This is a genomic window from Mongoliitalea sp. (genome assembly GCF_054166905.1).
In genome coordinates this window covers 1-13,112 of record NZ_JBSZCK010000035.1, presented here as the reverse complement: position 1 = coordinate 13,112, position 13,112 = coordinate 1, and the positions used below count along the sequence as shown (strand labels likewise).

The following is a 13,112-nucleotide window of genomic DNA, read 5'->3' as shown; positions in this document are numbered from 1 at the left end:
TTCACTGAACCGAAACATCAAAAGCTCCATTGACAATCGCACCATTGATTTTGACTTGAATCCAGATCCTGTAATCTCCTTTTTCAGGAAAAGCATACGGAAAACTGACCATGCTATGTCCTTCATGTTCTGGGTCATCGACGGACAAATGTTGCATATCCCCCATCAGTAAGAGGTCGCGTTCTTCATCCGGTAACATATCCAAAAAGTTGATAACTTGATCAACGCTATCTTGGAAGCTCAATGCTTTTGGAATTTGTTGAAAACCTACTTTCCCCGATTGAAATCTATCCAGCAGCATTTGTTGAGAGCCCATGGAATAATTGCCTGTAGGATGCAGGTGTATAAAGACAGAACCATCGTGCTTCAATACGACTGCATGCCCCATCATGCCTAAATACGGCTCCAATACAGCAGGCTCCCCCGTTGGATCAAAAAGGGCAAAATCGAGGCTGTATAATTTACCGTATTCAAATTTTTCTGATTGAACTTCCCAAACAGCCGCATACCCTCCTGGAAGATCTGTTTTAATCCCCGGCTTCCCACAAACCATAATATCTGCATCCAAGGTAGTAGGGCTTTTGAAAATACTGTTTGAAAAAGTGAAAGAATCATCTCTTCCTAAGATAAATGAATTGCTTGAAGCTAATTGAAAATCATTGGGTTCGGGTATCTCTAACTCAGAAACAATCGTTTCGGAAAAACCTGTATATCGGGTGATATCAGCAAATACATGATAGGATCCTGCTGGAAGAGGGGGCAACTGTACACCGAAATTAAGTGAGTCTAAGCGATGGGGATGTACATGTGCAAAAACATCCAAATCACCCTTTCTAATCAAAAAAAGGTGCATCAATTTTCCGTGGTCAGGAACAATAAAACTGATTTTCCTTGTAATTCTTGCCTGTTGGAGAGGCTCTGGGTCAATGGATAAATGGAGATATCCTCCATCTGCCTCAGCTGTCCAAGTGGATTGTGCTGTCAGTTGTTTGAACAAAAAATTCTGATATGCTTTGGCCTCATTATCCCACCAAGATTTTCCTCCCCAAAGAAATAAAAGCACAACCAATGAACCGATGACTGTTCCAATCAACTTCTTTCGCTGATGTTTTTTCGAGCGTTCAACCCCTGGAATACGTACACTATCCCCAATGGCTGATGCGATAATGGTAATCATCAATATAACCAACAGTACACCCAAAACTGCAAGTACAACTCCCAGTTCAAAAGGCATGTCTTTTTGAGCAGTTGGTACTGCCATGACGGGAATAATTGCATCGAAACTCTCCCCTCCCACCTCTAGTAACAATTGGACACTGGAAGTTCCGGACTCCATAAACCACAACTCTCCCTCATATTTTCCTAATTCACCAAGTACTGGCACTAGAGGATCGGCCTTAGGTGTTCCTTGCAGCCCCGCTGACCAGTACACAGGTCTAGCCTGAAGCTTAATTCCTGTTGGATTCTCTGGAATAATTACCACAACAGTCGCCGTTCCTGGCACTACATCCGGAGGGTTGATGCTTGCAAGTAACCTGTAAGGACCAACCATCCCCTCAAAAATAACCCCTGGACTGCCAACATGACTAGAAAATAAAAGACTCAAAAAAAGAATGACTGTACAACCAACTATCCTTTGCAATTGTATATGGAGCTTTTTCATCATGGGGAATTCCTGTAAAAATTAACGTTTAACTTCCTTCATCCAACTTCCTAAGGAAATCCCTAACCTACTGGAAAGAATGGCCAGTAGCAGCGCTATACCCATTCCTTTCACAAAAGAAGGCAGATGACTACTTGCATCCTCGTAAAAAGCAAACCTGTAAGGGCTTTCTGGATTGACATAATATGGCCAAGAGAATCTACCGAAGAACCAGCCTCGTGCCGGTTCAGAAAGTAAAAAAGCTGAGAAATACCAATGAACTACTGTGAAAATACTGATAAAGGCCAGTCCGAGCAAGACTGCCAACACCCATTTATTTCCTTCCCTTTTTTTCATAATCAACAGATCCATAGCCATGGCTGGTACTATAAAGAGTAAGGGAAAAAGATAGGGCTGCATTCTTGTCACAGGGTTGTGAACAGGGCTAAGAAGTGGTTCTGCCGAAAACAATGGCAAAATCCAAACCATTGCTGCCATCAAAATTGTGTACACAGCTGTCATTTTGGTAGCTGCCCATCGATAGGGAGCAGCATAAGCCACAGCTATGATAATGAATGGAAACAAAGTTGCAGCAATTTGATAGGGCAATATCATTCGTAGCCGATACGGGAAGAAATATTCCGAGCCTATCACAAACAACATCACTAATAAAAACCCCGAACTCAAGGCATACATCCATTCCAAATGCTTTCTTTCTTTGACTTGTAAAGTGGCATGCTTGCGGTTTTGAAGTGAACTGACCGAAATCAACGCGCCAAACTGAATAATGATCATTCCCAATCCCAATAGAGCATGAGGAGGGGATAAAATTTTCACATCCAACCCATAGGTATTGTGCCACCAATCGTCAAAAGGGGCGGAAGTCAGCATAGCCAAAGCCCCCCAAATGCAGAATAACGCACCTAATGATGCATAAAAAATCCCCCAAAACTTAATGGAAGCAGCTTTTTCAGTACGGGAACCCCAAAAGCTGATTTTCAACACGTTGAATCCAGAAAATAGCCCGGCAATTAGTGCCCCCAAGTAAATCGCTAAATGAGGAGGCGAAAACAAGCCATCTCTGCCTACCGTCATATGCCAAGAAATATCCCAAATCAAACCAACTGCTATACAAAAGGAAGCAAAAACAGATGCATAGACATAGGTAGGAATAGCCTTGGAGCTGGCAATTGTAGATGATTCTATTGGAACATCTACCCTTTCTGACAACACTTCAACGTTCATAAAAGACTGATTTAAAGCGTTTAAGTTAGCAAAATATTAAACAAATGCAAAATGACACATCCACAATCACTATTCTGGAAAATAGCTTACTTACACTTTCCCCAAGTTTAAAATTCACCTTAATTTTTGACCTGGCCTATAGTTCATTCGTGCATGTTGCTCCACATCTTCTCGATAATATAGCACATCTTTAAATTCAGCCTTAGTATACATCTCAGCCTGATCTACAAAATGGGGAGAAAATGGATTTCCAGACTGCCCTCCTGCCAAAATGGATTTAGCTTTCACTTTCTCTCCAAATTCAACTGCCGCCACAAAGCTATTGCCCACATTTCCATAGAAGCGTTTTGTCGTGGGATAAGATCGACTTCCATAAGCCGCCAAGGAACCCCACATAGATGAATTGAATCCCACGGGTAAACTTGGTAGTTCATCGTAAAATTTCCCTTGAATGGCATTCGTCACCCGTTGGAAGCGGTTAATTTCACCCCAAGGAGTATTCCACTGCCCAAAATCATCCTCTAACTTGGTTATAGCTTTTTCCAAAGCTTCGATCAATTGCTCTTGTGATAAATGCTCCGCCAAATAATCAAATACATAGGCATCCCAAGGTCTGTCCAAACCTCTACCCATGCCCATCAGTTGATTACCCCAAAACACCGCTACTGAGGTAGCCACGGAGTGTAGATGTGTTTTCAAATCCCAAGCTGCTAAGGTATCTACAGTAGTTTTTAAAGTAGCTTTCCTTGGATCAGTTGCTGGCAATTGATCAAAAGCCTTTTTTAAGACAGGCACCAAAGGTTCAAAAGCTAATATGTGCGGGTCATAAGCGAGTTCGTAAATCATGGACTCCAAGGTCCATTTTCTAGGTTGCTCCAAAATCCGAACTGCATTGATTCCCCGGGCATTTTCCACATCCCATGCTACATAGGAAGGAAAATCTGAACGTTTGGGACTGGCTGTTCCAAGTGCATTGAATGGATCAGAATTGCAATGCTGAATCCAGCCTGTAACAGGATTTTCCAGATAAAGCAATTCTTCTACATCGTGTAAGCCCTGCCAGTCAGTTGCTGGGTTACTTCCATCCACCACTCCTCTCCAATCAAAAGAAGGATTTCTTCGGGGAACAAAATTACCATGGTAATACACGATATTTCCATCGCGATCGGCATACATGGTACTATTAGAGCTGTTTGTTTTCAAGTCCATAATTGCCCGAAACTCTTTGTGATTGGTGGTTTTAGTTCGGAGATAGGATTGAGTCAAGGCTTTTTCTCTTTCCACCATCAAGGCAATAGCAATCCATTTCCCATCCTCTTCACGGATGACCGGTCCGTGATGACTGTAGTATGCTGTAATGGTTCGCTTCAACATTTGTCCATTTTCCTTGTAGGTCAATTCAATCGGCTTTTCTACCAAAGGCCTCCACTCCTCACCGAATTTGTAGTGATAGCTGCCATTTCTTTGCTCCACCGTTAGGGCAAAATGATCGATGGCATCTGCTTTGGCAGAGGTATGCATCCATCCATTATACTCATTGAAACCTTGATAGATAAAAAACTGCCCCCAAGTAACAGCTCCGTAGGCATTCAAACCTTCTTCGCTCACCATATGAACTTCCGGTCTGAAGTAAAAAGAAGTATGCGGATTGATCATCAACAGAGCATTTCCTGATTCTGTAAGTCTTGGAGCAATCGCAAAACCATTGGAACCTTTAGGTTCTTCGTCAAAATCACGCTCTTGATATACCAAGGAGGCTTGGAATTCTTTGTCATAGAAAGCCTTCAATTGATTCACGGAAATGGTTTCGATATCACCCCCAATACTTCCTTCGGAGAAAGTCAAGGCCATCCATGGTTCAAATTTGGTAATCAGTTTAGGTTTGACCTCTGGATGTGCGTGTAAATAGTAATTGATTCCATCTGCCCATGCATCCATGAGTTTTCGTAGCCACTCGGGTGCTTGCTGATACTCTTTTTTGACCACTGCTTCATCGATGTACAACTTCATCCGAAAGTCTGCATACAATTCTTTTACCCCTTCTACTTCTGCCATTCGGCCCATGGCGGTGATGTAATTCATCTCCACCCGATTGAAATCATCCTCGCACTGCGCATAAATCATCCCAAAAACTGCATCGGCATCTGTTTTTCCATAAATATGCGGCACCCCAAAACCATCTCTAAAAATCTCCACCTGCGAAGCATGTTGCTGCCAACGCTGCAAATCCGACAATTGGGCCACACTGTCAAATACGATCAGTGAAAAACAACCGAATAAAAGAAATAAGAAAGTTTGCCGAAAGTTAACTGGGTGTATCATGGGTATTGGTTTTCCAAATTGAGATTTACTAGTTGCACATCCGAAAACTAGTGAAAAGACAGTAGTAGAGACACTTTTTTTTGATGAAAGGAAAAGAAATTTACCTCTAACCGCAAAGAAAGCCAAGGTTCAGGCAGAGAGTACAAAGCTTCCTTTTATAATGTCTAACGTTGCGTCCGCTGCAAAAATCGTAGCGCCCATTGCGAGAACTTTTAAAACGCAAGCATATCTGATGCAAGCACTCACGATTTTAGAAATAAGATTTCAGAAGGTAGATTTTAGATTTGGATTCCTTTAATCCCAGAGCTCTGCGAGTAAATTAAAAATCAGACCCTTTCAAAGAGCAATTACTATCCAAAAAGAACTCTAGTCACCTCATCTGTGCAAATCTGAGAAATCTGTGGACTTTTTTAGATTTTCTCTCGCAGAAAGCACAAAAAACACAGAAAAATGCTGGAAGACAATTAGAGGAATTGCGAGCTAGCGAGCTAAAAATCACAGGCATAGGTAATTTTTTAAAAATTGAGAACTGGCTTTTAATGACTATACTCCCAAAAAACCTTCGTGAAATTAGTGCGATTCGTGGACCAAAAAAAAGAGGGAGGCCAGATTTCATCCTTCCTCCCTCATCCTTCTTACGATATCGTGGACCCCGGCGCTACACCTTCATGTGGCTGCAACAACTTCAAGCTTCCGTCTTTATCCTCCGCCATCAAAATCATCCCCTCGGAATCTATCCCCATCATCTTCCTTGGAGCTAGATTGATCAACATCACCACTTGTTTACCAACCAAGTCCTCCGGCTTGAAATGCTCGGCAACACCACTCAACACCGTGCGCTGACCCAAACCCGTATCTACTGTCAACTTTAACAACTTCTTCGATTTTGGCATAGGCTCAGCTGTCAACACCTTCACTACTCGCATATCCAATTTCACAAAATCATCATAGGTAATCAATTCCTTCATCGGTGCAGCAGGTGCTGTTTCCATCGCATTCTTCTTCTTCGTATCTAATAATTTATTTACCTGTTTTTCTACAGTTTGATCTTCGATTTTCTCAAACAACAAAGCAGCTTGATTCAACACATTTCCTTCCAATAACAAATCAGACTTTCCTGCATCTTTCCAAGTCAGTCCGTTCAACTCAAACATACCATAAATCTTTTGTGCAGTAAACGGCAAGAAAGGTTCTGCTACCACAGCCAAATTCGCTGCAATATTCAACGCAATATTCAATACTGTGGCTGTTCTCTCCGGATCGGTTTTGATGGCTTTCCAAGGTTCAGTTTCTGCCAAGTACTTATTTCCCATTCGAGCAAAATCCATCACTAAAGACAAGGCTTCACGGAAGCGATAGCGCTCGATGGAATCAGCAATTTTCTCTGGAAATGCTGCCATATCAGCCAACACTTCCCGATCCACCGCTTCCAAATTGCCCAAAGCAGGGACTTTTCCATCAAAAAACTTATGCGTAAGCACTACTGCTCGGTTGACAAAGTTCCCAAAAATGGCTACCAATTCAGAATTATTCCTTCCCTGAAAATCCTTCCAAGTAAAATCATTGTCCTTGGTTTCCGGGGCATTAGCAGTCAAGACATACCGCAATACATCCTGCTTTCCTGCAAATTCTTCCAAGTACTCATGCAACCATACCGCCCAGTTTCGAGAGGTGGAAATCTTATCCCCTTCCAAATTCAGAAATTCATTGGCAGGCACATTATCAGGCAACACATAGCCACCATGAGTTTTTAAAATTGCCGGGAAAATAATGCAATGGAATACGATGTTATCTTTTCCAATAAAGTGCACCAACTTGGTATCCTGATCTTTCCAATAAGGCTCCCAGTCTTTTCCTTGTTCGGCTGCCCATTCTTTTGTTGAAGAAATGTATCCGATCGGGGCATCAAACCATACATACAGTACTTTCCCCTCTGCACCTTCTACAGGAACAGGAATTCCCCATTCCATGTCACGTGTCATGGAGCGGGCTTGCAACCCCTCTCCAGCCTCCAACCAAGATCTACACTGACCCAAGACATTATTTTTCCAGTCTGATTGATGTTCCTCTAATATCCAGTGTTTCAAAAACTCCGTGTAGCGTGCCAAGTCCAAGAACCAATGTTTCGTATCCTTCAATACAGGACTGCTTCCAGAAAGCTTGGATTTTGGATTCAGCAATTCAGTAGGACTCAAAGAGGAACCACACTTCTCACATTGATCTCCATAGGCATGCTCATAGCCACACTTAGGACATGTCCCTTCGATGTAGCGGTCAGCCAAAAATTGTCCGGCCTCCTCATCGTAGTACTGCTGTGTGATTTGCTCCAAAAACTCTCCTTTTTCATACAAATCCTTAAAAAATTCAGAGGCCGTTTCATGATGTATAGGGGCAGATGTTCTTGAATAATGATCAAAGCTGATTCCAAACTCTTGGAAGCTCTTTTTCATCATTTCATGGTAGCGATCCACTACGTCCTGAGGGCTAATACCTTCTTTTTTTGCTTTGATGGTAATGGCTACTCCATGTTCATCGGAGCCGCAGATATAAGCCACATCCCGCTCTCTCAATCTCAAGTAGCGTGCATAAATATCGGATGGAATATAACAACCTGCTAAGTGACCAATGTGTAAAGGTCCATTGGCATACGGTAAAGCAGAAGTAATCGTATATCGTTTAAATGTTTTCATGATTCAATGAATGGTTATTTCGATTGGAAAATCTTACTCAGTCGATTGAAACTCCTTACGAGCCTCATCGGTAAGAATCCCTTGGAAAATAATATGTATAGCCTGATCGTATTTATCTGCGGTGCTCATTTTCATGGATTTCTGCATTTCTGCAGGAAATTGTTCCAGGAAATGCGTATCAATCAAACTCTGAATAGCTGCTGCATACAGACAAACCACCAAACTGATATTGATGTTAGGCAAAATATAGCCATGCCTTACCCCTTCTTCAATTAATTTTTGAAAGCGAAGAAAAGCGGATTCTCGGATATATGTCTGCAATTCTGCCCAGATTTCTGTAGCATGTTCCCGTAGATCATCCAACAACTCCGGATTGATAGGTGCCAAATCTGCTGCCACAATGGTCAATAAAGACTTCAGCTTCGCAGTAAAGGGAATGTACTTATTTTCCAATAAGGTTTCCACCTTTAAAGAGAGTCTGTTTTTAAGAATTTCAAATGAGGCTGCCAGCAACTCTAGCTTTCCAGGGAAATACTTATAGAGAGTTTTCTTGCTCATAGAAAGTTCCTGAGCAATGTCATCCATCGTAGTATTTTTATACCCCTGCTTCAAAAAAAGCTTGTAGGCAACATCTAATATTTTGGATTCTATGTCCGTCTTTTTACTCATGGTATCTGGGAAGTGGGCAAATATAGCAAATGAGCTTGATTTCTGTGGTATCAAATTATTTGATCATCCATAAGAAATCTTTTGCCATTGTAATCCAACCCGCTAATTTTGGAGTTTACCGTTAATACAAACACACCCCATATATGACCCCACAAGAGGCGCAGCATAGGATCGCAGAACTCAGCAAGCAGATCAACTATCATAATCAGCTCTATTACAACGAGGACCGTACTGAAATCTCTGATTTCGAATTTGATCAGTTGTTGCAGGAATTGATTGATTTGGAAAAGCAGTTCCCTGAATTTTTGGATGCTGACAGTCCTTCCCAACGGGTAGGTGGTACGATTACCAAGGAATTTGAAACTGTGGAACATGAGTATCGCATGCTTTCCTTAGGTAATACCTACTCTCCAGAAGAATTACTAGCATTTGATGAGCGGATAGCCAAAGGTTTGGGGCATAGAAACTATGAGTATTTCTGTGAATTGAAATTTGATGGAGTTGCTATCAGTTTGGTATACGAAAATGGGAAATTGGTGCGGGCGGTCACCAGAGGGGATGGAACCAAAGGTGATGTGGTCACTGAAAATATCAAAACCATCCGAAATATTCCTTTGTATGTCAAAGGAGCAAATGTTCCAGATAAATTTGAAGTACGAGGCGAAATATTTTTACCACGGAAAGAATTTGACAAAATCAATGCAGAGCGAGAAGCTAATGGGGATGCCCTTCTAGCAAATCCAAGAAATGCAGCTTCCGGAACTGTCAAAATGCAGGACAGCAGCATCGTCGCCAAGCGAAGACTCAACTGCTATTTTTATCAACTGTTGGGTGAAGAAATTGGGGTGGAAGAACATGATAAAGCTATTCACTTGTTAGAACAATGGGGATTCAATGTCTCCCCTACTTATGCCAAATGCACGACCGTTCAGGAGGTATTAACTTATATCAATGAATGGCAGGACAAGCGATTTGAGCTCCCATTGGATACCGATGGGGTAGTATTGAAAGTCAATAGTTACGATCAGCGGGAAGAATTAGGCTTCACAGCCAAAATTCCACGTTGGGCCATTGCCTACAAATATCAAGCTGAGTCAGCCATCAGCCAATTACTCTCGATCACTTACCAAGTTGGAAGAACTGGAGCCATTACCCCTGTAGCTAATTTAGCACCGGTACATTTGGCGGGAACTACAGTGAAGCGCGCCTCTTTGCACAATGCCAATGAAATTGAGCGCTTAGGTCTTCATGAGGGGGATTGGGTAGCCATAGAAAAAGGTGGAGAAATCATCCCCAAAATCACTGCGGTCATTCCTGAAAAAAGAAAATCAGGTAGTAAGCCTATTGCATACATTCAACACTGCCCCGAATGTCATACTGAACTCACCCGTAAAGAAGGAGAAGCCAAGCATTATTGCCCCAATCATATGGGGTGCCCTCCACAGATTTTGGGTAGAATTGAACACTTCCTTCACAAGCGTGCCATGGATATAGATTCTTTGGGAACCGAGCGAATCAAGACCTTGATTGAACAAGGATATATCCAAAACTATGCAGATCTGTACGAACTTGAAGGACAAAAAGACCGCCTCCTTGGACTCGAAATGTCTCAAGATCAGTATCAGAAAACAGAAGAAGGACACTTATACATCTCCTTGACCAAGGCATTTTTTGCCCTTACAGAGCAGCTATCCCTTTCTGCTATTCAAAAGTTTTTAGCCGAATCATCAGAAAAAAGTCTGCAAGAGACCTTACAGGCATTTGAGCTTTTCATTCGTAAAAGCAATAAAAAAGTCGCTCAAAACATTGGAAATCTTTTGTTGCTTAAGGATCAGATTCAGTATGCTGGACTTCCAAGTTTAGAAGAATTTGTACCGGTAAGTGCGGTCCTGAAGGTATTACTGGGGTCACGGGTAAGTTTGGAAGAATTAATTAGAGTCAGCAAACTATCTCCTACCGTTCACTCCATTCTCTTGGAGTTAAACCTAGACCTTCCATCAGAAGTAGAGGACCGCATCAAAAAATTGAAGGCCAACACTTTCCAAGAAGGAGTGATTTCCAATATGATGGAGGGGATTGAAAAATCCAAGCAGCAAGCCTTTCCCAAAGTGTTGTTTGCACTGGGCATACGCAACATCGGAGAAAATACTGCGCAAATCCTTGCCAAAGAATTTAAAACCATAGATGCGTTAAAAAATGCCTCAACAGAGCAGTTACTAGCCGTGAATGGTGTAGGAGAAACATTGGTTCATAGTATTCGGGAGTTTTTTGAAGATCAGGAAAACCTGACCATCATCGAGCGCTTACGAGCCCATGGATTAAATTTCGAGCTACAGGAGGAAGAACGGGTTTTGACTAGCAATGTATTGGAAGGAATGAAAATCTTGGCTTCTGGAAAACTGAATCATTTTAAGCGGGATGAAATTATAGATTTTGTAGAAGCCAATGGTGGAACTTATGTAAAGTCGGTATCCAAAGCATTGGATTTCATCATCGAAGGAGAAGATATGGGCCCTAGTAAAAAGGAAAAAGCTGAAAAATTAGGGGTCAAACTGATTTCAGAGGAAGAGTTTTTACAATTTGTTAGTAAAGACTAAGCCTATGAAATGGATCAAAGATCAATTGGTAGATTGGCAACTTCGGAAACTACTGAAAAAGGTTTCCAAGGAATCGCACGAAGTGAATATACCAGATAGCATTAAAACTATTGGGATTTTGGCAACTTCAGCGGAGGAATATGAAGCAGCAAAAGCTTCTATACGGTCACAGTGGGGGCTGAAAGTCCGCATCATTGCTTACTTCTACACACCAAAAAAGGCAGAAGTAAATGAAGGAATCAACCATACACATTTCACCTGGTCTGGACAAGCATCGGCATATTTCAATGAGTTTTTGGATGAGCCCTTGGATTTTATCTTGGTTTCTGCTTCAAAGCTCAATCCATATATGCGTTATTTGCTGTTGTCAAAACAAGCCTCATTCAAAGTGGGTTTCTTTTCCGAAGTAAATAAACCGTATTTGGATTTGATGGTAGCTTTCGATCCAAATAGAAGTTTGTCAGAGAATTTGAATTTAGTCATTCAGTATTTATTAAAAATAAAGCAAGCATGTTAACACTAAGAGGCACAGGAGTAGCCCTTATCACCCCTTTCAACGAGGATTATAGCATAGATTTCACGGGATTGGACAAAGTGGTCAATCATGTGATTGAAGGTGGAGTAGACTATCTGGTGGTATTAGGCACCACCGGTGAAAGCGCAACCTTAACCAAAGAAGAAAAACAAGCGGTTTTGAAGGCTGTTAAAGTGAGCAATGCAGGAAGAGTTCCCCTTGTCTATGGTTGTGGCGGCAATAACACCCAGGCCGTATTGGAAGATCTCAAGAGCATTGATTTTGAAGGCATTGCTGCTATTCTTTCCGTAAGCCCTTACTACAATAAGCCCACGCAAGTGGGGATTATTGCTCATTATACGGCTATTGCAGATGCTAGCCCTGTTCCAGTTATTCTGTACAATGTACCTGGCAGAACCATGTCAAACTTGTCTTGGAGCACCACAGTAAAATTGGCCTCTCATCCGAATATTATAGGCATGAAAGAAGCGAGCAGCGACCTGTCTCAATGCATGCGCATCGCTTCCAAGATGCCGAAGGATTTCTTGTTAATCTCCGGTGACGATATTTTGACACCATCCATGCGATTGATGGGCGGAGCCGGAGTCATCTCCGTATTGGCCAACGCCTACCCTGCCCTCTTCAAAACCATTGCTCATGGAAGCTTGGAAGAAGCCAATGAGGCAGCCTTTCAAATGCTAGACATCAACCCTTTGATGTATGAGGAAGCAAATCCCGTTGGTGTAAAAGCGCTGATGTCCATTATGGGGCTTTGTAGTGATCAGGTGAGACTACCCCTTGTACGAGCCACAGAATCTTTAAAAGAACGGATTAAAGGGGAATTGCTTTAATCTGATACTGAATTAAGTACTTAAGTTGAATTGAGCCCTTGGTTGTAAAGCCAAGGGTTTTTTATTTTTAATCAGAAAGAGCATCATAAGAAAAAAAGCTTTAAACAAGAGTACATCGGATTTTTAAAAAAATTTCAAATTGAATATGATGAAAAGTATTTATTTGAATGGATTGATGATTAGTGGACTTGTTGACCTTGGAGAGGTCACTTGTTTATAGAAAAAATTAGTATAAATAGAGGAATTCGACCCTGCCTTTTGCCGGCAGGCGGGCCCTCCGGGGTCGTACCCTACCCTAAACGTATTTCCTACTATAAACATATGATCCCGTTGGGATCGGGAATACACGAAAATTAAAAATTAAACATAAACGAATAATATTACACAAACCCGACCTCGAAGAGGTCACATGTTTATAGCTGATATCATCGCACCTAACCTCATTCGACCCTGCCTTTTGCCGGCAGGCGGGCCCAGTCGGGGTCGTACCCTAGCCTAGACGGATTTCTTGCTATAAACATGTGGTTCCATCGGGATAGGGAGTACACGAAAATTAAAAATTAAACATAAACAAATAATATC

General features: G+C 41.8%; 8 protein-coding genes and 1 pseudogene. 4 read left to right on the top strand and 5 right to left on the bottom strand.

The window, feature by feature from the left end:
• Position 1 precedes the first annotated feature (1 nt).
• From ACXIUD_RS12900 to ACXIUD_RS12880, 5 genes are all read right to left on the bottom strand, one after another.
• Positions 2-1,666: a hypothetical protein gene (locus ACXIUD_RS12900; protein WP_458053057.1), complete on the bottom strand. Its 1,665-nt coding sequence runs from the start codon at positions 1,664-1,666 to the stop codon at positions 2-4.
• Positions 1,667-1,684: 18 nt separating this feature from the next.
• A complete protein-coding gene (locus ACXIUD_RS12895; protein ID WP_458053056.1) occupies positions 1,685-2,887 on the bottom strand; it encodes a hypothetical protein in 1,203 nt (400 codons plus the stop codon).
• Between the two features lie 114 nt (positions 2,888-3,001).
• Positions 3,002-5,209 carry a penicillin acylase family protein gene (locus ACXIUD_RS12890; protein ID WP_458053055.1) on the bottom strand — a complete coding sequence of 736 codons (2,208 nt, stop codon included), beginning with the start codon at positions 5,207-5,209 and terminating at the stop codon, positions 3,002-3,004.
• Between the two features lie 635 nt (positions 5,210-5,844).
• Positions 5,845-7,899 carry a methionine--tRNA ligase gene (gene metG, locus ACXIUD_RS12885; RefSeq protein WP_458053054.1) on the bottom strand — a complete coding sequence of 685 codons (2,055 nt, stop codon included), beginning with the start codon at positions 7,897-7,899 and terminating at the stop codon, positions 5,845-5,847.
• Positions 7,900-7,932: 33 nt separating this feature from the next.
• On the bottom strand, positions 7,933-8,568 hold the full coding sequence (locus ACXIUD_RS12880; protein WP_458053053.1) for a TetR/AcrR family transcriptional regulator: 636 nt from the start codon (positions 8,566-8,568) through the stop codon (positions 7,933-7,935).
• Between the two features lie 143 nt (positions 8,569-8,711).
• On the opposite strand from ACXIUD_RS12880, the gene ligA reads away from it, so the two are divergent.
• The 4 genes and pseudogenes from ligA to ACXIUD_RS12860 form a co-directional block, all read left to right on the top strand.
• Positions 8,712-11,165 (top strand): NAD-dependent DNA ligase LigA, encoded by a 2,454-nt coding sequence (gene ligA, locus ACXIUD_RS12875; protein ID WP_458053052.1) that lies wholly within the window; start codon positions 8,712-8,714, stop codon positions 11,163-11,165.
• Between the two features lie 4 nt (positions 11,166-11,169).
• Complete coding sequence (locus tag ACXIUD_RS12870; protein WP_458053051.1) at positions 11,170-11,682, top strand: DUF6913 domain-containing protein; 513 nt, start codon at positions 11,170-11,172, stop codon at positions 11,680-11,682.
• The gene (gene dapA / locus ACXIUD_RS12865) at positions 11,676-12,530 is read left to right on the top strand and encodes a 4-hydroxy-tetrahydrodipicolinate synthase (RefSeq protein ID WP_458053050.1); all 855 of its coding nucleotides are present in this window, start codon (positions 11,676-11,678) and stop codon (positions 12,528-12,530) included. The genes ACXIUD_RS12870 and dapA overlap by 7 nt, the downstream gene beginning before the upstream one ends.
• Positions 12,531-12,590: 60 nt before the next feature.
• Positions 12,591-12,713, top strand: a pseudogene (locus ACXIUD_RS12860) (IS200/IS605 family transposase); the annotation flags it as partial.
• Between the last annotated feature and the right edge of the window lie 399 nt (positions 12,714-13,112).